Origin of the sequence: Mammaliicoccus sp. F-M27 (assembly GCF_022387115.1) — a bacterium.
Classification (GTDB): Bacteria; Bacillota; Bacilli; order Staphylococcales; family Staphylococcaceae; genus Mammaliicoccus; species Mammaliicoccus vitulinus.
The window spans coordinates 81,743-104,908 of sequence record NZ_JAJNIE010000006.1 but is presented as its reverse complement, the minus strand read 5'-3'; the positions used below and the strand labels follow the sequence as shown (position 1 = coordinate 104,908).

The following is a 23,166-nucleotide window of genomic DNA, read 5'->3' as shown; positions in this document are numbered from 1 at the left end:
CCACTAAAGTCATAGACTTTGGTGGCAGTTTTTATACTTTCGTGAGGATATTTATAGTCTCATATATTATTTTATTGAAATGTGAGAAAATATAAGATAAGTTTAAACAGTAACATTGCTTATATAAATAGAAAAGGTGTGAGTGTTATTAACTTTTTGAAAGATAGGTTTTCTTTAATATTAGGACTCGTTATTATTATTATTTTTATTGTTTTACTATTTATTTTTGAGTCTCCATTTTTTAAGGAACATCAAACACATACTTATAAAGAAGCGCTTGAAATTCATACGCAGAGTGACTCTCCTGCTGTGACACAAAAGGATAATAAGTTTGTGTACGCTGATAAAAAAGATATAGATAAATACATGGATATTGAAAAAAGCAAAACAGATCTACAATTCATGGACCTTTCTAAGAAAGTTGATATTTCCGAAAAACAAGTTAAAGATATTTTGAAAGATAAAGGTGTCCTCAAAGGAAAAGAAAAAGCTTTTATAAACGCTCAAGAAAAATATGATGTGAACGTAATTTATTTGATGAGTCATGCATTTATAGAAACTGGTAACGGTAATTCTGAATTAGCAAGTGGCGTGAAAATGTCCAACGGTAAGAAATTTTATAATTTTTATGGTATAGGTGCTTTCGACCAAGATGCAGTTGAGACAGGTAGCAGTTACGCACGTAAGAAAGGTTGGACTTCTCCAGAGAAAGCAATACATGGGGGAGCAGAGTTTGTAAAGAAAGAGTATCTAAATAACGAACAAAATACGTTATACAAAATGAGATGGAATCCGTATAATCCTGGACAACATCTTTATGCAACTGATGTCAATTGGGCAACAAGTATAGGTCAGATAATGGAAAGTTATTACGATAAACATGATTTAAAAAAATCGAAAATATATAAAGATTATTACAAATAACTTTTAACCCTAGTTCTGTAAATAGAACTGGGGTTATTTATATATACTTGTTCGTGTTAAAATGTAGTTATATAATTAACTTTTATTTCAAAGAAAGTAGTGAACAAAAATGAAAATTGCTGTAATTGGTGCGGGCATAGGTGGCTTAACTGCTGCTGGATTACTTTGCCAAACTGGGCATGATGTTTATGTATATGAAAAGCGTAATAATTTAGATCAAGTAGGTGCTGGTGTAGGCATTGGAAGCAATGTGTTAAAAGCACTGAAACAATACAAAATGGCTTATGCTATTGAACAAGAAGGTCAATCGTTACGAAAAATAGAAATCAAATCTGATTTAGATGAATTTCTAAATGCCTTAATGATGAATCAAGACGACAATCTAAATGTAACAATTCATAGAAATGTACTTCATGAGATTTTAAAAACACACGTGCCTAAAGAGCGTATTTTATTAAATCATAAATTAACAGAGTTTAAACAAACGCCAGACTCTGTACGTCTTTATTTTGAAAATGGTGTTGAAGAACAATTCGATTTAGTTATTGCAGCTGACGGTATTCATTCAGTTGTTAGAACGAATATTTATCCTAAATCCACCGCTAAATATGCAGGATACACTTGCTTTAGAGGTGTCGTAAATGAAAAATTAAATCTTGAACAAGATGAAGCTTTAGAATATTGGGGGCATAAAGGTAGATTTGGAATTGTACCTTTAAAAGATAACGAATTATATTGGTTCTGCACGATGAATGCTAAAGAAAATGATCTGCAATTTAAATCATTTGAAAAACCACATTTGCAAGCATACTTTAATCAATTTCCTAATGAAGTGAGAAAAGTATTAGACGCTCAAGAAGAAACAGGTATACTGCAACATGATATGTATGATTTAGTACCTTTAAAATCATTTGTATCAGGTAGAGTTGTCTTGTTAGGCGACGCAGCTCATGCTACGACTCCAAATATGGGGCAAGGTGCAGGACAAGCTATAGAAGATGCTGTAACTTTAACAAACTTAATAAGTGATAGAGATATTGAATCTGCTTTAACACGTTATGATAAAATCAGAACGAAACATACTAAAAAGGTGATTTTGAAATCAAGAAAGATTGGCAAATCTGCACAAACTTCAAGCACGTTGAAGATCAAAATAAGAAATAAAATGTTGAAGAAATTGTCATCAAAATCATTAAGTAGAAAAGTGAGATTTTTACAGAAAGCTAAATTAAAATAAAAAAACTGGTGAGTGATCATTGTAGAAAATGATTGCTCACCAGTTTTTGTTTTAAATAAATACGATATTAATGTGTAGTGTCTGATGTTGATATGCCTGTAGCAGATTTAACTTGTACTTCTCGGAATTTATCTTGAGATTCAGTTTTACCTAAGAATGTACCTAAAAATGCTGCTAAGAAACCTGCTGGCACTGAAATAATAGCAGGATTGGATAATGGGAATAACGGTGACATCTTTATAAAGGCAGTACCGTTTGGATTCATTACATTTGGACTTAAAATAACGAGTACTAAAGAAACAATTAATCCGACTGCTATTCCAATAATTGCACCTTGCGTATTAAATCTTTTCCAGAATATCGTAAATACGATAACAGGTAGATTTGCACTCGCAGCAACACAGAAAGCTAAAGATACTAAAAATGCGACATTTAAGTTTTGAGCAAATAATGCTAATACAATTGAAATTACAGCAACAGCTAAAGAAGCTAATTTAGCTGCTTTCATTTGTTCTCGTTCAGTTATTTTCCCTTTTTTAATAACTTCTCCATAAATATCATGTGCAAAAGCAGATGCACCCGTCAATACAAGACCAGCAACTACAGCTAAGATAGTAGCAAATGCGACCGCAGAAACGAATGACATTAAGAAGTCTCCCCCTAATTTAGCAGCTAATAAAGGTGCGGCCATATTACCTGCTGGGTTAGCAGAAATAATTTCTTCGCGAGTTAATAAGGCTGCTGCACCAAATCCTAAGAAAATTGTTAAAATATAAAAAATACCGATAATCCAAGTTGCCCACATTACAGAAGATCTTGCAGTTTTTGCATCTTTAACTGTAAAGAAGCGCATAAGGATATGTGGTAGTCCTGCTGTACCAAATAATAACGCTATAATCAACGATATATTATCTAATGGAGGTTTGCCTTGTGACCCAGGGTTAATGAACTCACCTTTAAAGTCAGCTGATTTAATGTTTTGCATTTCTCCAAACATAGTAGCAATGTTGAAATTGAAGTGTAACAATACTAAAAACGTTATGATAACTGTACCAATCATAAGCAAGACGGCTTTAACCATTTGTACCCAACTTGTAGCCGTCATACCACCGAATAACACATAAATTGTCATCATAATCCCCACTAAAATAACAGCAAGTGTATAAGGAATACCAAAGAGTAATTGGATAAGAGCACCGGCACCAACTAGTTGTGCCAACATATAAAATATAACGATTGTGATTGATGATACTGCTGCCATGGCTCTCACTTTTTTTAGTTCAAACCTTGCAGCGATCATATCAGCTAACGTGTATTTACCAAGATTTCTTAATGGCTCTGCAACAATATATAGCACGATAAGATAAGCTGTTAAATAACCTATACTATAGAAGAAACCGTCAAAACCCCATAAAGCGATAGCGCCTGCAATTCCTAAAAATGAAGCGGCTGATAAATAATCTCCAGCAATAGCTAAACCGTTTTGCCAACCTGTAAGTCCTCCACCGGCTGTATAAAAGTCATTAGTTGATTGTGTTCTTTTAGATGCGAAATATGTAATTAATAATGTAATGCTGACAAATATTAAAAACATTATAACAACGATTGGATTCATCTTTGCTGCTCCTCTCTATAAGTTTTTAATAATGCTTCAGCATCTTTATCAAAAGATTTGGCTTTACGCATATATATGGTTACGAGTGTCCATACCATAATAAATAGTAACAATGCGTATATCCATGCCCATGATATATTCCAAAACGCAATATTATTTAAAATTGTTGTATATCCAGTTAAGACTGGAAAAAGAAGTGTAGCAAAAATAAAAAATATAGAAATAGGAAAAATAAAGCTATTTCTCTTTTTAACGAGTTCTTTAAACTTTGGATCTGCGGCAATACGTTTAAAATCATGATCTGCCATTAAAATAACCCCCTTTGATTATTGTAAATATACATCTTAAGTTTCATTTTATTGATATGTCACAAAATTGTCAATAAATATTTGGTAACGCTTTCATATGTTAAGAATGTATTTTTATATTGTTAATAAATTATTTATGTGCAAAAATACAATATTTGAGATTGAATATTTAGAAAAATTTGATATTTAGTGTTGACGATAAACGTAAACACCAATATAATTCTTATCATATTAATAAGAATTCGGAAGGGATAATGAATATGATAGAGTTTAAAAATGTTAATAAGATTTTCCAACAAAAGAATTCTGAAATACAAGCTTTAGAAGATGTAAGTTTCAAAGTAGAAGAACAAGATATATTCGGTGTTATAGGATATAGTGGTGCCGGGAAAAGCACTTTAATAAGACTTGTAAATGTGTTGGAGGAAAAGACATCGGGAGAGGTCATCGTTAATGGCCATGACATAAATCAATATTCTAAAAAAGAATTACAAAGTGTTAAAAAGAATATAGGTATGATCTTTCAACATTTCAATTTATTGAATTCAAAAACTGTATTTAATAATGTTGCAATGCCTTTAATTTTACAAGGAATAAGTAAAAATAAAATTAAAGCAAAAGTTGATGAATTGTTAGCATTCGTAGGGTTAGAAGATAAAGGTAAACAATACCCAAACGAATTATCAGGAGGGCAAAAGCAAAGAGTAGCAATCGCTCGAGCACTTGTAACTGATCCTGAAATTTTATTGTGTGATGAAGCTACAAGTGCACTTGATCCTGCAACAACAGATTCAATATTAAAGTTATTAAAAAGAATTAATGAACAGTTCGGCGTTACAATCTTATTAATTACACACGAAATGAGTGTGATTCAAAAAATCTGTAATAAAGTTGCTGTAATGGAAAATGGTAAAGTGATAGAAATTGGGCCAGTATTAGACGTCTTCAGTCATCCAGAGACTGCTACAGCAAAGAACTTTGTCTCAACTGTCATTACAACAGATATATCGCCAAATTTACGTAAATTAATTCCAGAAGAGCAAAATGCGACAGATATTAAACTTTATATTGATGGTGAGCAAGTTACACAATCTATTATCAATGATTTAATTACTAAATACCAAGTTCAAATTAATGTCTTATTTGCCTCAATGTCTGATATCCAAGGTACACCAGTAGGATATTTAACATTACGTTTAAAAGGTGAGCAACAAGCAATTCAAAATAGTTACCAATATTTAAATGAATTAAATATTGAGTTTGAGGAGGTTGATGCATAATGTTTGGATCATCATTAGATTCATCTCAATTATTTGATTCGATATATCAAACATTATATATGGTAACAGTATCTTTAGTGCTCGGTGCATTAATAGGTATTCCATTAGGTATATTTCTTGTTATCACAAGAAAGAATGGTATTTGGGAGAATAGAATTATATATTACATACTGAATCCAATTATTAATATTTTTAGATCTTTACCTTTCATTATTTTATTAATTGCAATCGTACCATTCACTAAATTAATTGTCGGTACATCAATCGGTACATCAGCAGCAATTGTGCCATTAACAGTGTATGTTGCACCTTATATAGCAAGATTAGTAGAAAATTCATTATTAGAAGTCAATTCAGGTGTCATTGAAGCAGCACATTCAATGGGGGCATCACCGTTTCAAATTATTCGCCATTTCTTATTACCTGAAGCATTAGGCTCATTAATTTTAGCTTTAACGACTTCAATAATAGGATTGATTGGTGCTACTGCAATGGCTGGAGCTGTTGGTGGTGGCGGTATAGGTGATTTAGCACTTGCATACGGTTATCAAAGGTTTGATACGATCGTTATCATTATTACGGTTGTTATATTAGTTATTATGGTACAGCTCATCCAATCGCTAGGTAATGTATTATCTAGAATTGTTAGAAGAAGCTAAAGAGAATATGATACTCAAATATAAAGGAGTGCTTTGAATGAAAAAGGTTTTAGCATTATTAGCTGCATTAGTCTTATTATTGGCAGCATGTGGAGATAAAAAAGATGATAAAAAAGTAACAATTGGTATTGCTTCAAATGATACTGCGGTCTGGGATAAAGTAAAAGAACTTGCTAAAGAAGATGGGATAGATATTGAAGTCAAACAATTCTCTGATTATAACGTTCCAAATAAAGCGTTATCTGATGGAGACATTGATTTAAACTCATTCCAGCACTTTGCTTTCTTAGATCAATTTGAAAAAGCAAATAAAGATACAGATATTACACCAATTAGAACAACAGTATTTGCACCATTAGGCATTTATTCTAAAGAAGTTAAAGATATCAAAAAGTTGAAAAACGGTGCTAAAGTCGTGATTCCTAATGATGTTTCTAACCAAGCTAGAGCACTTAAATTACTTGAAAAAGCAGGATACATTAAACTTGATAAGAATTTCGGTTTAGATGGTGGTCCTAAAGATATCGTTGAAAATAAAAAGAACTTAAATATTAAAGCTGTAGATGCGCAACAAACTGCTAGAGCAATAGACGAGGTAGACATTTCTATTATTAACAATGGCGTTGCTTCTAAAGCTGGTTTAGATCCTAAGAAAGATCCAATCTATTTAGAAGATCCTAATGCTAACGCAGCTAAACCATATATTAATTTCATTGCTGCAAATACAAAAGATAAAGACAATAAGACTTATAAAAAAGTAGCAGACTTGTATCATTCAGAAGAAGCTAAAAAAGCTTTGAAAGAAGATACTAAAGACGGAGAAATGGTTGTTGACTTAAAAGAAGATGAAATCAAAAAAATTCAAGATTCCTTAAAATAATACAAAAAAAGATTCGGCTCCCCTTAGCCGAATCTTTTTTGTTATGCTTTTTTATATGTTTTAAGGTATGCTTGACCTTTTTCGTGATCGTATTTATTTTCCCACTTAGATATAACAACTGTTGAAAGTGCGTTACCTACAACATTCACACATGTTCTCATCATATCTAGCAGTCTATCTATACCTATAATTAATGCTAATCCTTCTGGGTTAAGTCCCATAGAACCTAAAGTTGTAATTAGAACAACGATTGAAGTACCAGGTACAGCAGCCATCCCCTTAGATGTAATCATCAATGTAAACATTAATATCAATTGTTCTACAAGCGTTAAGTGAACACCATACATTTGTGCTACAAACAACGCTGCAATTGATTGGTATAAAGCAGAGCCATCAAGGTTAAATGTATAACCAGTTGGTACAACAAAAGATACGACATCTTTAGGAGCACCGAACTTTTCCATTTTTTCCATTACAGATGGCAATACTGTTTCTGAACTTGAAGTAGAGAATGCCAATAGCAATTCATCCTTTAAGATACGAATGATAGAGAATATATTAATGCCACAAATTTTAGCAACTATTCCTAACACTACAATAATAAAGAAGGCCATAGCACCAACTACGACAGCCATTAATTTCATTAATGGTATTAAAGCAGATAATCCGAATGTCATGATTGTTACACAGATAAAAGCAAATACACCATAAGGCGCTAATCTTAAAATTCTATGTATCATCCAGAATACAGCTTCTAAAGTACCATTTAGAACATCTTTAACAGGTTGACCTTTTTCTCCTATTGCAGCTATCGCTAAACCGAAGAATACAGCAAAGAAAATAATCGGAAGTAATGCTCCGGAAGTCAACGCTTCAAAGATATTAGTTGGAATAATACCAACGATCGTATCTATCATATGATTTCCATATGTAGATTTTTCTGCTGCATCAGCAGTTTGTTCATATTTGGAAATATCACCTTTAGGAAGCTTAGTCGCATCTATACCTAGACCAGGTTTAAATAAGTTTCCGAATATGATTCCTAAACCAATTGCGATTGTTGTAATAATTTCAAAGTACAAAAGTGTCTTCCAACCATATCTTCCGACAGTGTGCATATCACCAACATTAGATATTGATAATGCCAATGAACAGAAAACGATTGGTATAACAATCATTTTGATAAGATTTAAAAATATGTCGCCAACAGGTTTTATAAATTTAATCAGATGATCCTGACCATTTAAAAAATAGCCTACAACAACACCTAATATTAAAGCAATTAATATTTGTGTAGGTAAGCTTATATATCTCTTTCTCGGTTTTTTTAATTTTTGATCCATAAAAATTCCTCCTTTAAAGCACTGTAGTATAAAACACAAAAAAAATTATGCCTTTCCATTTATGGAAGTGCACAAGTAACGTTTAAAAAGGGGATTCATAAAAGAAGCAACTCTTACAAGTATAAGAGTATACGTAATTTTAGCATCTTTTGAAATTGAAGTAATTATCCAGTTTTTCACTAAAATGGAAAAAGAACACTTTTATAGAAAAAGTGTTCAATAAAATATTACTTTATGAATTGAATGGATAGTGGTGGTAAATATGTTTCACCTTTATATGCTTTGATAGCACCTATAATCGTAAATACAAATAGTAAAACAAACAAAATAGGTATTAAAATCAAGCCAATTAAAATGATACATAAGAGACCTGAAACGAAGATCCAAATAGTATACGAAATAAAGAAATTCAAATAATCTTTGCCAATCTTATCTATAAAAGGCGAGTTATCTCGTTTAATTAGCCAAATGATAAGTGGTGCGAAAAAACTACCAAAGAAACTCGTAAGGTATATAAGCATACCAAATAATCGATCATCATCACTCGTATTTGTATTTTCATTCAATTGAGCATTATCATCATCTAAAGTAGAATGTTGAAATGGATTTTGTTCAGTATTAGTCATAATATTATCCCTCCTTAACTATTTAAGTATACAATCTTCTTACTAAATAGCAATGATAAATCATTACAAAAAAAGCAGCTATTACGTTAATAATAGCTGCTTTGAAATATCATTTTCTTAGTGAATGTAGTTGTATGATCCAGCTTCTGAAGCTGAGATTGTACGAGATGATACTACGCCTTCACCTTGGTAGTTCATTTCTGAAACTTCAATGCTTCCGTCAGAGTTTACATTTTCAACGTAAGCTACGTGACCCATTGCACCTGAATTTGATTGTAAGATTGAACCTTGTTTAGGTGTGTTGTTTACAGTGTGACCGTCAGCTGCTGCATTTGCTGCCCATTGGTTAGCATTACCCCAAGTTGAGCTTATTGGGTCTCCGTCAGCTTGTTTTTTGTCAAATACATAATAAGTACATTGACCAGCTGTATATAAGTTAGCTGATGAACTCGTGCTTTGAGTTGCTGTTTGTGTTACTGATGAACTAAATGATTGGCTCATGTTTGAAGTATTGTAGTTTTGGTTATAGTTATTATTATAGTTTTGTGTTTGAGTTTGTTGAGGGGCTTGTGTGTTATTGAAAGTATCTGCAGAAGCCTCTTCTCCATTCCCTATAATTGTTGTTGCTAATCCCGTAGTTAATACTGCTAATGTTGTTAATTTTTTCATTTTAAATATTCCTCCGTAAATTTCGTATATGTTTTAATTTATAATTTAAGTTTTTAAGTGTGTCGTTTTCCGACGACAAACATTACTTTAACAGATGATTTTATGTTTGTGTTCAATTTCATACAGTTGTTACGTAATCATAATGCTATACAATCATTTAGTAATATTTACGGGATATTATGACATCTAGTAATATAAGGTTAATCGTACCACTATGGGATTTTACGGTTAATTGTGAGAAAATGATTGTCATTTTCTTGTAATATTTCATTTACGTTATTAATAATAAGAAAATGAGTAGTTAGCAAAATTTGCAACTACTTTTTTATTAATGGATTTTATATGTAGAGGGGGATTTTTATGAAAAGATTACCAACTTTATTGGAAGCTATTTCTACTATATTCGTAATGGGGCTAGTTGTATTGATTGGTTTTGGTATATTGCATTATCCAATTCAGCCATTATTAATCATTGCTGCCGTATATGCCAGTTTCATAGCGATTAGAGTGGGTTTATCGTGGGAAGATTTACAAGACGGTATTACTAAAAGACTTGCAACTGCTATGCCAGCTATATACATAATTTTTTCAGTAGGTATTTTAATCGGGACGTGGATGTTTTCAGGAACTGTTCCTGCATTAATTTACTATGGATTAGAAATGATTAATCCGACATATTTTTTAGTAACAGCATTTATCATTACAGCAGTTACATCTGTAGCAACTGGTACTGCATGGGGATCAGTTGGAACTGCAGGGATTGCTTTACTGGCTATTGCCACTGAAATGAATATTCCATTAGGTATGGTTGCAGGTGTTGTAATTGCAGGTGGCGTGTTTGGTGATAAAATGTCACCATTATCTGATACGACAAATTTAGCTGCATTAGTAACGAAAGTTAATATTTTTAAGCATATTCAGCATATGATGTGGACGACTATACCAGCATCAATAATCGGATTGATTGTATGGTTTATTGCTGGATTACAATTTAATTCTGATAATGTTGAAAGTAAACGCATTAATACATTATTAAATAATATCGATACAGCTTTTAATTTAAATTTTTGGGTATGGCTACCTGTAATTGTTATTGTTGCAGGCATTAGTATAGGAAAACCAACAGTACCAATGATGTTGTTATCAAGTTTAGTAGCCATGTTGGTCGGTGTTATCAATAATGGCTTCGATATTGTAGATGCATTTAATGTAACGATGAATGGCTTTGACATAAGCATGACTAATTTAGCAAGTAGTGATGCATCAAATTCAATGGTAGATCTTGTTAAACGTGGTGGCATTATGAGTATGACTGAAATAGTTGTTACTATTTTTTGTGGATATGCTTTTGCAGGAATAGTTGAAGCATCGGGGAGTTTGAAAGTGATATTAACGACCATATCTAGTAAAGTTTCAAAAGACTCACATCTTATATTAGTGACAATAGCAGGAAGTTTAATACTTGTATTTGCAGCTGGCGTTGCTTCAGTTGTCATTATCATGATTGGTGTCTTGCTAATGGATATGTATAATGAAAGAAAGTTAGATCGCGTAAATTTATCTAGAACACTAGAAGATTGTGGGACAATGGTATTACCATTTATTCCATGGGGAACTTCAGGTATTTATTACCGAGATTTATTACATGTTTCATTAGGAGATTTTTTCTGGTGGGCAGTACCATGCTACTTATGTGTATTTTTCGTAGCATTTTATGGTATGACAGGTATAGGTATAAAAAAGGTAAAAGCATAAGAAAGCAAAAAAAAGAGCAATCATATGATTGCTCTTTTTGCATTTATATTGTTCTTAGTGAATGTAGTTGTAAGAACCAGCTGCTGAAGCTGAGATAGTACGAGTTGATACAACACCTACACCTTGGTAGTTCATTTCAGAAACTTGGATAGAACCGTCAGAGTTTACTTTGTCAACGTATGCTACGTGACCATATCCACCAGCTGTAGATTGTAAAACAGCTCCTGATGATGGATTGTTATTTACAGTGTAACCAGATTGAGCTGCTGCGCTAGCCCAGTTATTTGCGTTACCCCAAGTGCTACCTAAATCAGGACGTTTGCTGAATGCATAATAAGTACATTGTCCAGAAGTGTATAAGTTAGCGCCTCCGCCAGTTGATGGGCGAGAAGTTGATGTAGTTGTAGTGCTAACGTTTGAACTTGAGTTTGATGTAGTTGCTTGGTTACTTGATGTAGGTGCTTGTGTAGTTGTTACACGAACGTTATTTTGGTTTGAAGAAGCATTACTTGATTCTCCTGAACCACCACCATTTGGTGCAGCATTGAATGCTGGTTGTGAATAATTTGTATTTGAAGCTGCTTCGTTATTTGAAGAAGCTGTATTATTTGATGGTGTAGTGTTAGCTACTTGTTGTTGAGCTTGGTTACCATATTGAGATGAAGGATTCCAGTTACCTTCCCAAGTGTAATTGTAATTACCTTCTTGATCGATTGTGTAATTGTAAGAATAAGAATATGGATCGTTTGGATTATATCCTTGATTGTTTTCTGCTGCGTCTGCGTCATGTGCCATAAATGTTGCAATTCCTGCCGTAGCGATTGCTGCTGTTGCTAATTTTTTCATAATTTGTAAATCCTCCTAGATAATTTAAAAATATTTTTTCGTATATGTTTTATGTTTTTTTTCTCATAAGTTTTTTTCTTCGCTGTTAATCAACAAAATCTACTTTATCAGAAATAGATTGCTTTGTGTTGAATGTTAAAGCTTTGTAATTTAATTTAAATATCTAATGAATTCATGTAATAATTCCGAACATTTCACACGGAATGAAAAACGTTGTAACAACGGTGTTTTTAAAGCTATTCAGTTATTAAATAAATTTCTTTGTTACACGTTTGTAATATTTAAGACATAATCAAATATTTGACTTTGCTAATTAATATTTATCATCATTATCGATTAACAAAAAAGTTATAGCTTTTAAGGAATTAAAATAAGTACAAAATTTCATTATAAAAAGTCAAGAATAAAGTATTTTTAATAATATTTATTGAATTATAATTATCCTTACTTATAAATAAAGATGTTTCAAGTTGATTAGAGGTGTTCAATATGATGTATGATTGTAATTTAAAAATATACCAAACTTTAAATGTTCAATCAGAATTTAATATAGGTTTGCTTTTACTATATATAATAGAAGGAAGTAGTAATATTTCTATTAATGGTAAAACTAACATGTACAAATCGAATGATATGATCGTTATTAATGACTTAGATCATTATCGAATATTATCAAGTAAGAAAAGTGTTATTGCATGTCTATTTTTATCAAGAGTAGAACTTGATAAATTTTTTCGATTTAATAAGAAGTATTACATTAATAAAGATAAGTTAGATTTGAGTGTGCTTAAATTTTACATGAATAAATTGATCGTTAATTACGTGAATGATCAAAGTGAAAATGAAAAGCAAAATAAAATCTTGGAATATATTAACCAGCTCGTGATGACACTCCATTTATACAGAAAGTTAGATGGAACAATAATTTCCAATAATATTGATGTCTATAGCGGCATTAATTATATGTACGAGCATTACAAAGAAAAATTATATATCGGGAAAGTAGCGACACAGTGCCTGTTATCCGTTAGAAGGTTTTCTAATAAGCTCGAAGAAGTGACGGGTATGAGATTTAATGAATTGTTAAGGAACATTCGATTATCGTATAGTGCATTTGATTTAATGTATACTAAAAAATTAATATCACAAATTGCGAACGATAATGGCTTTACTAATGAATCAGGATTTATAACGCATTTCAGAGATAAATATCATATAACACCAGCAAAGTTTAGAAAACAACTTGAAAATGACCATTATTATCCTTTTCATAATAAAAATACAACGTTACTCAGAAGCTTTGAACATATTAATGATCAAATCAAATACTTAACAGATCGTGATGTAGATTATGTAAGTATTGATATAAATATGAAAAATAAAATACGTTCAAAGATTTCGACACCAAACTTATTAATATATATTAGGGATATAGAAACACTGACGAATAATTTTCAACAGTCTAAGTTGTTATCGATGAGAAGGGAAATTGGTTTATTTGGATTATTATTTTCACACCAATTATTTTATGAGCTATACCAGTCGAATTTTGAAAATAATAAGCTTGTGCATCAAATGTTCTCTTTTTCATTGGAACATCAGTTTGATATTTCTTTCGAAGTGAAGTTAGGAAAAAATCAAAATATAGAAGAGTTCACTCTAATTTTTAAGAGGTTATTAAATTATTTAACAGATTGCACATATTTTTATGGACAACGTAGTTTTCAATTTTATATTGATGCATCATATTATCAATTTAATCGTATTTCTAAAATCATCCAAGATAACTTAAAAGAATCTAAGGTAATATTAGTACTTAATAAGCAAAACAATTATTTAGCAAAACGCATGTCTCATAAGGTGAATGACAATAAACAAATAGCATGTAAAGTGCATCATGAAATAGACTCCGACAAAGATATAACATCTATCTTGAAAAATAATCCCTCTTTAAACATCTTATATCAGCCTAACATCCCTAACCGAATAGAATCACTCATATCAATTTTTAAATGGAGTATAGCGTTTAACCAAAATATTTCTATGATTATTGATGACACATGGTTAGATAGTATGATTCCTTCGCAAAGCAGCCATCTCATGATTAAAGAACTACAATTAAATAAGGAAAGTCATTATCAATTATTTGAATTGATATTAACTTTAAAACGTTTAAGAGGAGATATTGTGTATTTTAATGGCTTGATACTTATGACACATTATCTCAATGAGTATCAGATTATAATTTTTCCGAATATGAAGATTTTTAATAGGTTGCATCAAAGAATTAACATCAATGGCTTTAAACTAGGAGAAATAGAATATAGACACCATGATATTCTCATCAAAAATAATCAACTCATCATTAATAGTGATGGGGATAATCATAAGAACATGGCTGAAGTAAGTTTTAAAAGAGAAATCGGAAAGTTGATTGTTCAATTTTATACTTCTCCATATGCTATAAAGCATATTTATATAAAACAAAAAATAAACTAAGGTGGTATGATCAATGGAAAATCAAATTAATCATTTATTAGAATTGCATTATTTAAATATACAAGCAAAGAAAGTTTTGAAAAATGAGTACTCATTAAATATCTATCATTTAAAGGTTTTAAAATACATCAATGACTATAGCGATAAAGAAGTTTTTACGGCATCGGAATTTAAACATGTACTTGAGATTAATCAAACAATGTTAACGCATGTTATTTCATATTTACATAACTTGAATTATTATAAAAAAGAGAGATCTAAGAAAGATGAGAGAAAAATAATTATAATAGTAGAAACTCGTCACAAAACAAAAATTACACAGTTAATTAATCGCATTGAAAGAAGCATGCATAATAAATTAAATGCTTTTAACTTAAATAGTAAAGAACATAGCGTAATTGATTATATTGTGAAAATAAATTCTTGTATTTCAAATATACACAATAGCATTACTAACAACTATAAATTAAATATAGATCACTTTATGGTATTGTTGTTTATTCAGCACGCTAAACAACAACCATGTACATTAAAGGATATAAAAAACAAATTTGGTTGGTATTTAGTTAAAATAAATAAATCGATAAAGACACTAGTTCAATTAAAATATGTAAATAAAAAAAGAGATGAACATGATGAAAGGATAGTGTTAGTATCTATTCATAAAAACGTTGAGTCAGAAGTCAATCATATGATTGAAGACATTATACTTCAGTACAAGGATAATTATGGTGCACAAAATTTAGCTATGGTAAAATGAGCTTATTAAATAAGTAATTTTGTGGAGGCTATTATGGCACTGTTTCATTTTAAGGAGAACTTTTTTGGAGCATCAACTAAACCTATTGAAATATATGATGAACAAAACAATCCAGTTTATATGATGAGTTTATACTATACATCTAGTAAGCAAGAAACATTTGCATTGCTAGGACGAAAAAAGCATAATTTCAAAATCGAATTTGATGGTGGATCATACAAAGTTATACAAGAACGCTCAATAGAAGGTAAACTTAAGACACCATTTAAAACGGTTTGGGAAGTTTATAAAAATGATACTAAAATAGGTACGTTTGAAACGAGATTTGGCCTTAAGCCTAAAATTGTTTTTAATGGTGTTAAAAACGATTCTTTACAATTTGAGTCTGGGTTTATTTCTAGATCAGTTAAAGTTACGGATCAACAAGATGCAGTTATTATGGAAACAAAATCTGAAAGGTTTAAGATTGCTTCTAATCATGATATTAATGTCATGAGCGACCAATATCATCCTGCAATGTTGATTATGTTATTTCAAGTATTCTTTGAATATCAAGAATATCAAAGAAGTAAATCAAATTAATTTGTGTAATGAGGGTGGAGTTGTTGGAAATGTTTAAATTTTTAAAAAAGAAACAACATTTAGGGACTGTTAATAATAAAGAACCACTTAATATAGATGGCATGAGCATTGTAGATGCGTATTACATTGAAAATAGTCAGATTGAAGCATATAAAACAGATAGAGAAAGATATAGTGATGCATTAATATATGTTTTAAAACAGTATTTTACAGATGTAGATAGAATGTTTGAAGGAACAGATGACGGTGAAGCTGTAGTTGCTTTTCATAATGATGAACCCGTTAAATGTATTTATTTAAATCCAGAAACGATTGATCAGTTGAGAATATATGAACAAGAAATGCCTTTGAAACAGGCAATTTTAAAAATTTGTGAATTGGAAAATGAAGATTAATAAATATTAGTCTTTATTAAATTGAGGGAATCGTATCCCGAGGCAAGCGTGCGATTTATCTAGAGCACTCACTGAACACCGTAATCCTAATTTCACTAATCCTAATTTCACTTAGATATTACTCACGATTTTGTGAAGTGCTGACGCCCGGGGGAATAGTATGAGAGAGAGACTACAGGCTCGAACCATACCCCCAGGCAAGCATGCACTTTCAAAATCGTAAGATTTTGATATATAAATATTGACAATTTTCATTTTAGTATTATAATTACATCTAGTATAATAATTATATCGAGGTGAGAACATGAAATTCGAACTAGGATTATCCTCATTTGCTGAAATCTCTCCTATTAATGGTGTAGAAGAACCATTTTCTGCTCATGAAAGAATCAATCAAATCGTAGAAGAAATTAAATTAGCAGATCAAGTCGGTTTAGATATATATGGATTAGGAGAGCATCATAGAGAAGATTATGCAGTATCTGATCCAGTTACAGTATTAGCTGCTGCAGCTAGTCAAACTGAAAATATTAGATTGTCTTCTGCTGTAACTGTTCTATCTTCAGACGATCCTGTAAGAGTTTATCAAAGATTTGCCACATTAGATGCAATCAGTAATGGTAGAGCAGAAATCATGGCGGGCAGAGGTTCGTTCATAGAATCATTCCCATTGTTTGGTTATGACTTGAAAGACTATGATTTACTTTATAAAGAAAAATTGGATTTATTATTACAAATCAATGAAAATGAAACAGTGAATTGGCAAGGGGAAACGAGAGCTTCGATTGATAATTTAAAGGTATTTCCAAGAGCTGTTCAGGATAAATTACCAATTTGGTTAGCTACAGGTGGTAACCCTGAATCTTCTATGAGAGCAGGAAAATTGGGATTGCCAATTACTTATGCTATTATAGGTGGTGCGCCGAGTCGCTTTAAGCGTAATATCGCGATGTATAAAGCAGTAGCAGAATCTAACGGTTTTGATACGTCACAATTACCTATTGCGACTCACTCATGGGGCTATGTTGCCGATACTGATGAATTAGCTAAAAAAGAATATTATCCATCTAGTGCTTATGTCATTAATCAATTAGGTCAAGAACGTGGATGGCCACAGTATTCAATTGAAAAATTTGAACAAGAAATTGTTCATGGTGCATTGTTTGTTGGTAGTCCAGAAACAGTTGCATCAAAAATTATTAAAATTCATGAAGATCTAGGTATTAATAGATTTATGTTACATTTACCAGTAGGCTCTATGCCACATGAAAAAGTATTAAAGTCTATTCAACTATTAGGTGAAAAAGTAAAACCAATAATAGATGAATATATGAAAAACAAGGAGGAAATGAAGTAATGTTAAGATATTTATTAAATGTATATGTAGGTAAACAAATTTTTGAATCAAGTCAACCAAAAGTGAAAGATGACGACGGTATGGCTCAACAATTTGAAGAAGGATTCGGTCTTTCAAGAAATTCAATGAAATTAGCAGGCGGATTAGAATTAATAGGATCGATTTTCTTATTCTTAAGTGCTTGTAATAAATCTTTATCAAGATTAGGTTCAGTTCTTGTAGGTTCAGTTATGACAGTCGCAGCATATAAACATTATGAAGCTGGTCATGGTTTTAAAGGTGCTAAAAATGCATTAACATTGTTAGGTTTATCAGCATTAAGCTTTATTGATACATTAGGTAAGAAAAAATAATATATTTTTTAAAACTGCCAACAAAGTCATGGACTTTGTTGGCTCTTTTTTATATTTTAAAAGTAATTAACTTTTAAAATATAAAAAATACAAATATTGAACATAGGTGATAATTTTAAGGGTTGAACGTGGTAAGCGTTGGTATTAAAGCTTTTACATAAAAAATGTGAATATTGAAAAGTCGATTTTTGAAAATTTATTGAATGTTTTTAAAACTCATTATAAAATAATAAATATTATTAATTCATTGTGTTGAAAAGGAAAAATATGCTATAGATACTAAAGATTGCACAATAAACCAATTCAACAACTAGCTATTTTAACTTGAGGAGTTGTTTGCAATGGAAACAGTATCAGTACCAATTAGAAATATCGTTGAGTTAGTATCTGTTAGTAAAAAGGCGAAAGATCATCTCTCTAAAATAAAAAGTGAGTTTGTGTTGTCTTTTGAAGAGTTGTATATACTGGTGTATATATATAAAGGAGAGAAGGATTGTTATAATGTTAAAGACATTATTAAACAATCTAAATTTAAACCATATTATATTTCAAAAGCAGTACAACACTTGAAAGAGAAAGGTTTAATTTCTAAAAAAAGAAATGATAAAGATGAACGTACAGTAGCCATTCAAGTCTCAAAACTACAACATAAAAAGATAAAGCATTTATTGATGGAAATTGAAGCAGAAATATTATAATAGTATTGAGTAAAGTGCATCATTGTGGTGTACTTTAATTATGTTAACTTACTTTCATATATCATGTCGTAAAAAATTAAGGAGAACTTTTATGCGCGTATTATTAAATGTTAAACCAAAAAGCCAGTTGTTTCCTATTCCAATGGTAATGGGATGTGAAGGTACTTCATGTTCAATGTTACTAAATTACTATAATAAAAAAGTTGATGCGACAACAATTATGCGTAACTGGCCAACTCATTCAGATAATCCTCAAAAAGGTTATGTTGGAAATCACTTTTTAATTAAGTTTGGTTATCATCAAACAATATTCCCAAATGTATTAGCATTATTTTTGAATAAATATGATAATGATATAGTTGATGGTACGGGTACAGAACTAAAGGATTTAGAAAAGATCATCGAAAGTGGTCATCCTGTAGTTATTTATCATACTACGTTAGGTCAGTCCCCGGTTAAGAAAATGTTCAAAATAGGGAATAAAAAGAAAGAGTTTGTAACAAATATACATGTCACTTTATTAATTGGTTTTGACGAACATTACTATTATTATATAGATCCTTTATGGAAACAGTTTAAGGGTAAAATGATATTTCCAGCACTTTGGCCATCTAATTCCCAAGTTATTAAAATTCAAAAAAATAAAATGCAAGAAAGTTATAATAAACCGGGGAAAATGTGCATTTCCAAAAAAATATAATTATTTCTTAAATATTATGTCATAATCTTGTAACATTTGTTATGATATTAATATAAATTTGAAAAAGAGGTGCTTGAATGTCTAATAAGGTAAAATTACTTATTGTAGGAATCGTAGTATTATTTTTAGCAGTAGTAGGAATTGGTGGAGCAGCAACATATTACTTTTTAACAAACACTCCTAAAAATACATATTTATTAAGTGAACAAGAATCAGCAAAATCATGGAAAGAGTATTTCAATGATAGATTTAAAAACGAAGCAGAATTTCAAGAGAAAATGAAAGATGAATCATATGAGTCTTCATTGAAATTTGGAGCAGAAGTACCAGATACTTTACTTTCTCAAATGGGTATCCCAAAATCAGTAGTAGATTCTACAAATCTAGTGCTTAATGTAGGGCACGATCCTAAGAAGAAAAATTCGAAATTAGGTATTGAACCAACCATTGCGGATAATAAAATTGGTAATTTCCAATGGAGTGCAGATAAAAATAATCAATACATAGAAACACCATTATTTAAAGATATTTATAAAGTGAAAAATAATGAAATTAAAAAAGGTGTTGAAAAAGCTTCAGGTGAGTCTTTAGATACAGCTGATGGACAAGACATCACAAATGATTCATTAAACTTAAATACAATTTTATCAAGTTCACAAATTTCACAAGATGATATTGATAAAATATCTAAAAAATATAGTGATTTGTTTGTAGATCAATTAGATGATGACAACTTTAAAAAAGATAAAGAAAAAGTTAAAATCTTTGATGATGAAAAAGAATTGAAAAAAGTAACAATGAACTTAAGTTCAAAAGATACTAAGAAAATCGTTGTAGCGATGCTTGAAGAAGCTAAAAAAGACGAAGACTTAAAGAACATTGTTGAAAAACAAGGTAATGTAAAAGAGTATGATAAAGAAATTAAAGATTTACTGAAAGATGCAAAAGATGAAAATGCATCAGAATATCCTAAAGTAAAATCTATTATTTATGTAGATGGTAAAGAAATATTAAAACGTGATTTAACAATCACAGATAAAGATGATGAAAAAGTTAAAATCGAAGGTACAAATGTTATCGATGACGGTGTTCAAGTAGATTACAAAGTTTCAGCACCTGGTGAAGAAGGTGGATTCACATTAAAAGGTAAATCTACTAACGGTGATGAAATTAGTGATAAATATGAATTAGGATTTGAAGAGAATGAATATTCTAAAACAACACTTAAATTAGATAACAAATCTAAAGTTGATGGCGATAAACGTACTGATAAAGGTAAAGTTACTTTTGGACAGTCTTACGGTCAAAACTTTGACTTAAATTATGATCATAATTTAACGACTGATACTAAAAATAATCAACAAAAACAAAAATTAAATGTTGATTTCGATGTATCTGGAGAAAAGATTAAATTAATAATGGATGGAAAATCTGAACTTAAGAAAGACATTAAGTTCAAAAAAGATGGCGCTATTGATTTTAATAGTTTATCAGAATCAGAAATTGATGATTTAACTAAAGAAATTGAAGATAGTGGAGAAAAAATTGGTGAAGACCTTGTTGAAAATCTTAAATAGATAAGAGAGGAGTGGTAGTATGTCGACAATCAAATTGTTCAACATATACCACTCTTTTTTAATTAAAAAGTGGTATTTGATTGCATATATTTTATTATTATTTATAGCAGTATTAGGCATTATTATTGGTGTTAACCAAATGAATCAGGATGAAGATAACTTTACAATTGGAATAGTTGATAAAGATCATTCTACAGAAACGAAATTGATTTTAAATGCTATTGGAGACGGTCAATCGTTAGGTAATGATTTATCGATTAATCATTATAATGAAAAAAGGGCGAGTGAATTATTAAAAAGTAAGAAAATCGATGGTTATTTTCTGTTTAAAGATGGTATGACGAAAGCATTTTATAAAAATGGAGAATTACCAATCGTTGTTAATACATATGACGCACAATCAGTGGAAAGTATTATTATTTTACAGCTAACTGATTCGGTATATAGTCGTTTAATGTTATCTATGGGAGGGGCAATGTCTTATGCATCTCTTTATCCTAATGCTACAGAAAACGAACTATTAACCATGATGACCGATATGTTATTCACGGGATTAAATAGAGGCGGTTCATTTGATGAACACGCAATAAAAGTATTTGACACAACAAGCTATTATACGATTTCTATTTATTTCGTTTCTATCTTTTTCTTCTTCTTTTCTATTTTTAGTATTTTAAAAATGAACCAAAAAGATGCTTTAAAAGAAAGATTAAGCATGTTTCATTTCTCATATGAAAAACTGACGATTGTACGAGGTCTATTTAGTTTACTGTATACAATGTTATGGAGTGCATTAGGGTTATGGATGATATTAAAGTATCTCAAGCCTGAGTTTGAGATGTATAATTTACCTGGGCTATTAGTGTGCTTATCATACTATTTATTCTTTTTAACAAGCATATTTGTTTTAATAGATATTACTTTTAGGACAGCGATTAATTATATATTGAAAATATTATTAACATTAGTTATATTGCTCTTCTCAGGTGCAGTTATTCCTATAATTTATTTAAAAGGTTTGAGTGGGGGATTGATTGAAGGATTACCATTTTCAATCGTTTATAATCAGTTAATTGAGCTACTTCTCAATAATTACATTATAGATACACATCCAATGTTCTATTGGGATATTGTTATAATCGTTGTTTTACTCATTGCTTCTGTATATTGGAGGTATCGCCAATGAAATCGATATTCAATTTAGTTGTTTTGAAGCAATGGAAACAATATATGGCTTTACTTTTAATATTAGTTATCACAATCCTAGTTATCTTGATGACTCAAGCAACGACAAACAAAATATTTAAAATGCCAGTTGCCGTAAAGGATATGGATCAGTCTCAATCTTCGAAAGAATTGATCCATAACTTAGAACAAACGAAGTATTTAGAAGTGATTCATATTCCTAAAGAAGAACCATATATTGAAGATGTTATTCAAAAAAAACAAGCAATCGTAAGTTTGCAAATCCCAGAAAATTTTAGTAAGAAATTAAAAGAGAATCATTTAAGAGATGCAATACCAGTCTATTATAAAGATGACTTTATTGGTGAAATTGCTTTAGAAGTTACTAGTAAAGCATTGTATCAACAGCAAATACCAATTATCATTCATAGTCACTTAGAAAAATCCAACCAAGAAGTGAGTTTGGATGAAATTAAAGAAGAATACAATAAAGATACACCACACTCAAAAATGGCGCACCATGCACTCAAAAAAAATGCGGATGTTTCCATAAGTGTTGGGCTTATTATTGCACTCTTATTATTAGTGAGTTGTAGTCAAATCGTATTTCATCAACGTCTTAAGCAAAATGCTGCATTAGAAAGAATGTTGATGTTTAATGGAACAAAATTAAAGCTATACACCTTGTACATCTTTATTCATGTTCTGTTATTGTTATTAGTCATCTTATCTTTAAACTTAATATTAGCATGGTCGCTCAGCATGATATTTTATATCACAACAGTAATCGTTCTAATCATATATGAACTTGGTTTAAGTATATTATTATTTAAAATCAATACACTCAGTCATAAACTGTTTATGGCTATCATATGGTCAATTGCGGTGAGTTGTTTGTATTTATATACTCAAATTTAG

General features: G+C 30.5%; 23 protein-coding genes. 17 read left to right on the top strand and 6 right to left on the bottom strand.

Features of this window, described 5'->3' with window-relative positions; genetic code table 11:
* Positions 1 to 156 precede the first annotated feature (156 nt).
* A complete protein-coding gene (locus LQ598_RS07980; protein ID WP_016912163.1) occupies positions 157 to 924 on the top strand; it encodes an N-acetylglucosaminidase in 768 nt (255 codons plus the stop codon).
* 109 nt (positions 925 to 1,033) lie between these two features.
* Positions 1,034 to 2,161 (top strand): FAD-dependent monooxygenase, encoded by a 1,128-nt coding sequence (locus tag LQ598_RS07975; RefSeq protein ID WP_107557274.1) that lies wholly within the window; start codon positions 1,034 to 1,036, stop codon positions 2,159 to 2,161.
* A gap of 67 nt (positions 2,162 to 2,228) precedes the next feature.
* Here the strand turns inward: LQ598_RS07975 and LQ598_RS07970 are convergent, their stop codons facing one another.
* Together LQ598_RS07970 and LQ598_RS07965 are read right to left on the bottom strand one after the other, a co-directional pair.
* A complete protein-coding gene (locus LQ598_RS07970; protein WP_107557275.1) occupies positions 2,229 to 3,776 on the bottom strand; it encodes a solute symporter family protein in 1,548 nt (515 codons plus the stop codon).
* Positions 3,773 to 4,084, bottom strand: a complete 312-nt coding sequence (locus LQ598_RS07965; protein ID WP_103322664.1) for a DUF485 domain-containing protein — start codon at positions 4,082 to 4,084, stop codon at positions 3,773 to 3,775. The genes LQ598_RS07970 and LQ598_RS07965 overlap by 4 nt, the downstream gene beginning before the upstream one ends.
* A 260-nt stretch (positions 4,085 to 4,344) precedes the next feature.
* Between LQ598_RS07965 and LQ598_RS07960 the strand changes: the two genes are divergently transcribed.
* The 3 genes from LQ598_RS07960 to gmpC are packed head-to-tail and all read left to right on the top strand — an operon-like array spanning position 4,345 to position 6,903.
* A complete protein-coding gene (locus LQ598_RS07960) occupies positions 4,345 to 5,364 on the top strand; it encodes a methionine ABC transporter ATP-binding protein (RefSeq protein WP_103322665.1) in 1,020 nt (339 codons plus the stop codon).
* The gene (locus LQ598_RS07955; protein WP_016912158.1) at positions 5,364 to 6,023 is read left to right on the top strand and encodes a methionine ABC transporter permease; all 660 of its coding nucleotides are present in this window, start codon (positions 5,364 to 5,366) and stop codon (positions 6,021 to 6,023) included. The genes LQ598_RS07960 and LQ598_RS07955 overlap by 1 nt, the downstream gene beginning before the upstream one ends.
* 37 nt (positions 6,024 to 6,060) lie before the next feature.
* Entirely contained in the window at positions 6,061 to 6,903 is an 843-nt protein-coding gene (gene gmpC, locus LQ598_RS07950; RefSeq protein ID WP_016912157.1) for a dipeptide ABC transporter glycylmethionine-binding lipoprotein, read from the top strand.
* A 41-nt stretch (positions 6,904 to 6,944) separates the two neighbouring features.
* On the opposite strand, the gene LQ598_RS07945 is transcribed toward gmpC, so the two are convergent.
* The 3 genes from LQ598_RS07945 to LQ598_RS07935 form a co-directional block, all read right to left on the bottom strand.
* On the bottom strand, positions 6,945 to 8,246 hold the full coding sequence (locus tag LQ598_RS07945; protein ID WP_016912156.1) for a cation:dicarboxylate symporter family transporter: 1,302 nt from the start codon (positions 8,244 to 8,246) through the stop codon (positions 6,945 to 6,947).
* Between the two features lie 227 nt (positions 8,247 to 8,473).
* Positions 8,474 to 8,872: a DUF4870 domain-containing protein gene (locus LQ598_RS07940; protein ID WP_199183085.1), complete on the bottom strand. Its 399-nt coding sequence runs from the start codon at positions 8,870 to 8,872 to the stop codon at positions 8,474 to 8,476.
* Between the two features lie 117 nt (positions 8,873 to 8,989).
* Complete coding sequence (locus LQ598_RS07935) at positions 8,990 to 9,541, bottom strand: CHAP domain-containing protein (protein ID WP_107557276.1); 552 nt, start codon at positions 9,539 to 9,541, stop codon at positions 8,990 to 8,992.
* Between the two features lie 360 nt (positions 9,542 to 9,901).
* On the opposite strand from LQ598_RS07935, the gene nhaC reads away from it, so the two are divergent.
* The gene (gene nhaC, locus LQ598_RS07930) at positions 9,902 to 11,296 is read left to right on the top strand and encodes a Na+/H+ antiporter NhaC (RefSeq protein WP_239745413.1); all 1,395 of its coding nucleotides are present in this window, start codon (positions 9,902 to 9,904) and stop codon (positions 11,294 to 11,296) included.
* A 54-nt stretch (positions 11,297 to 11,350) separates the two neighbouring features.
* On the opposite strand, the gene LQ598_RS07925 is transcribed toward nhaC, so the two are convergent.
* Positions 11,351 to 12,142, bottom strand: a complete 792-nt coding sequence (locus tag LQ598_RS07925; protein ID WP_016912152.1) for a CHAP domain-containing protein — start codon at positions 12,140 to 12,142, stop codon at positions 11,351 to 11,353.
* A 489-nt stretch (positions 12,143 to 12,631) separates the two neighbouring features.
* Between LQ598_RS07925 and LQ598_RS07920 the strand changes: the two genes are divergently transcribed.
* The 11 genes from LQ598_RS07920 (at position 12,632) to LQ598_RS07870 (ending at position 23,166) form a co-directional block, all read left to right on the top strand.
* Positions 12,632 to 14,641 (top strand): helix-turn-helix transcriptional regulator, encoded by a 2,010-nt coding sequence (locus tag LQ598_RS07920; protein WP_239745412.1) that lies wholly within the window; start codon positions 12,632 to 12,634, stop codon positions 14,639 to 14,641.
* Positions 14,642 to 14,654: 13 nt separating this feature from the next.
* Positions 14,655 to 15,401, top strand: coding sequence for a transcriptional regulator, SarA/Rot family (locus LQ598_RS07915; protein ID WP_107557278.1), 747 nt, complete (start codon positions 14,655 to 14,657; stop codon positions 15,399 to 15,401).
* A 33-nt stretch (positions 15,402 to 15,434) separates the two neighbouring features.
* A complete protein-coding gene (locus LQ598_RS07910; protein ID WP_107557279.1) occupies positions 15,435 to 15,983 on the top strand; it encodes a tubby C-terminal domain-like protein in 549 nt (182 codons plus the stop codon).
* A 29-nt stretch (positions 15,984 to 16,012) separates the two neighbouring features.
* On the top strand, positions 16,013 to 16,378 hold the full coding sequence (locus LQ598_RS07905; protein ID WP_107557280.1) for a hypothetical protein: 366 nt from the start codon (positions 16,013 to 16,015) through the stop codon (positions 16,376 to 16,378).
* Between the two features lie 304 nt (positions 16,379 to 16,682).
* Positions 16,683 to 17,735: an LLM class flavin-dependent oxidoreductase gene (locus LQ598_RS07900; RefSeq protein WP_016911832.1), complete on the top strand. Its 1,053-nt coding sequence runs from the start codon at positions 16,683 to 16,685 to the stop codon at positions 17,733 to 17,735.
* Complete coding sequence (locus LQ598_RS07895) at positions 17,735 to 18,088, top strand: DoxX family protein (protein WP_016911831.1); 354 nt, start codon at positions 17,735 to 17,737, stop codon at positions 18,086 to 18,088. Before LQ598_RS07900 ends, LQ598_RS07895 begins: the two co-directional genes overlap by 1 nt.
* Before the next feature lie 341 nt (positions 18,089 to 18,429).
* Positions 18,430 to 18,786, top strand: a complete 357-nt coding sequence (locus tag LQ598_RS07890) for a transcriptional regulator, SarA/Rot family (RefSeq protein ID WP_016911830.1) — start codon at positions 18,430 to 18,432, stop codon at positions 18,784 to 18,786.
* Positions 18,787 to 18,877: 91 nt separating this feature from the next.
* Positions 18,878 to 19,486, top strand: a complete 609-nt coding sequence (locus LQ598_RS07885; RefSeq protein WP_107557282.1) for a C39 family peptidase — start codon at positions 18,878 to 18,880, stop codon at positions 19,484 to 19,486.
* A gap of 77 nt (positions 19,487 to 19,563) precedes the next feature.
* Positions 19,564 to 21,063 (top strand): DUF6583 family protein, encoded by a 1,500-nt coding sequence (locus LQ598_RS07880; protein ID WP_239745409.1) that lies wholly within the window; start codon positions 19,564 to 19,566, stop codon positions 21,061 to 21,063.
* 19 nt (positions 21,064 to 21,082) lie between these two features.
* Complete coding sequence (locus tag LQ598_RS07875) at positions 21,083 to 22,249, top strand: ABC transporter permease (protein ID WP_107556931.1); 1,167 nt, start codon at positions 21,083 to 21,085, stop codon at positions 22,247 to 22,249.
* Positions 22,246 to 23,166: an ABC transporter permease gene (locus LQ598_RS07870; protein WP_107556932.1), complete on the top strand. Its 921-nt coding sequence runs from the start codon at positions 22,246 to 22,248 to the stop codon at positions 23,164 to 23,166. Before LQ598_RS07875 ends, LQ598_RS07870 begins: the two co-directional genes overlap by 4 nt.

Excerpts from the sequence above, each read along its gene's own strand:
- LQ598_RS07955 (WP_016912158.1), top strand. The coding sequence starts at position 5,364 with ATGTTTGGATCATCATTAGATTCATCTCAATTATTTGATTCGATATAT.
- LQ598_RS07970 (WP_107557275.1), bottom strand. The coding sequence starts at position 3,776 with ATGAATCCAATCGTTGTTATAATGTTTTTAATATTTGTCAGCATTACA.
- LQ598_RS07890 (WP_016911830.1), top strand. The coding sequence starts at position 18,430 with ATGGAAACAGTATCAGTACCAATTAGAAATATCGTTGAGTTAGTATCT.
- LQ598_RS07910 (WP_107557279.1), top strand. The coding sequence starts at position 15,435 with ATGGCACTGTTTCATTTTAAGGAGAACTTTTTTGGAGCATCAACTAAA.
- LQ598_RS07915 (WP_107557278.1), top strand. The coding sequence starts at position 14,655 with ATGGAAAATCAAATTAATCATTTATTAGAATTGCATTATTTAAATATA.
- LQ598_RS07940 (WP_199183085.1), bottom strand. The coding sequence starts at position 8,872 with ATGACTAATACTGAACAAAATCCATTTCAACATTCTACTTTAGATGAT.
- LQ598_RS07905 (WP_107557280.1), top strand. The coding sequence starts at position 16,013 with ATGTTTAAATTTTTAAAAAAGAAACAACATTTAGGGACTGTTAATAAT.
- LQ598_RS07880 (WP_239745409.1), top strand. The coding sequence starts at position 19,564 with ATGTCTAATAAGGTAAAATTACTTATTGTAGGAATCGTAGTATTATTT.
- LQ598_RS07975 (WP_107557274.1), top strand. The coding sequence starts at position 1,034 with ATGAAAATTGCTGTAATTGGTGCGGGCATAGGTGGCTTAACTGCTGCT.
- LQ598_RS07900 (WP_016911832.1), top strand. The coding sequence starts at position 16,683 with ATGAAATTCGAACTAGGATTATCCTCATTTGCTGAAATCTCTCCTATT.
- gmpC (WP_016912157.1), top strand. The coding sequence starts at position 6,061 with ATGAAAAAGGTTTTAGCATTATTAGCTGCATTAGTCTTATTATTGGCA.
- LQ598_RS07875 (WP_107556931.1), top strand. The coding sequence starts at position 21,083 with ATGTCGACAATCAAATTGTTCAACATATACCACTCTTTTTTAATTAAA.
- LQ598_RS07870 (WP_107556932.1), top strand. The coding sequence starts at position 22,246 with ATGAAATCGATATTCAATTTAGTTGTTTTGAAGCAATGGAAACAATAT.
- LQ598_RS07965 (WP_103322664.1), bottom strand. The coding sequence starts at position 4,084 with ATGGCAGATCATGATTTTAAACGTATTGCCGCAGATCCAAAGTTTAAA.
- LQ598_RS07925 (WP_016912152.1), bottom strand. The coding sequence starts at position 12,142 with ATGAAAAAATTAGCAACAGCAGCAATCGCTACGGCAGGAATTGCAACA.
- LQ598_RS07935 (WP_107557276.1), bottom strand. The coding sequence starts at position 9,541 with ATGAAAAAATTAACAACATTAGCAGTATTAACTACGGGATTAGCAACA.
- LQ598_RS07895 (WP_016911831.1), top strand. The coding sequence starts at position 17,735 with ATGTTAAGATATTTATTAAATGTATATGTAGGTAAACAAATTTTTGAA.
- LQ598_RS07885 (WP_107557282.1), top strand. The coding sequence starts at position 18,878 with ATGCGCGTATTATTAAATGTTAAACCAAAAAGCCAGTTGTTTCCTATT.
- nhaC (WP_239745413.1), top strand. The coding sequence starts at position 9,902 with ATGAAAAGATTACCAACTTTATTGGAAGCTATTTCTACTATATTCGTA.
- LQ598_RS07920 (WP_239745412.1), top strand. The coding sequence starts at position 12,632 with ATGATGTATGATTGTAATTTAAAAATATACCAAACTTTAAATGTTCAA.
- LQ598_RS07960 (WP_103322665.1), top strand. The coding sequence starts at position 4,345 with ATGATAGAGTTTAAAAATGTTAATAAGATTTTCCAACAAAAGAATTCT.
- LQ598_RS07945 (WP_016912156.1), bottom strand. The coding sequence starts at position 8,246 with ATGGATCAAAAATTAAAAAAACCGAGAAAGAGATATATAAGCTTACCT.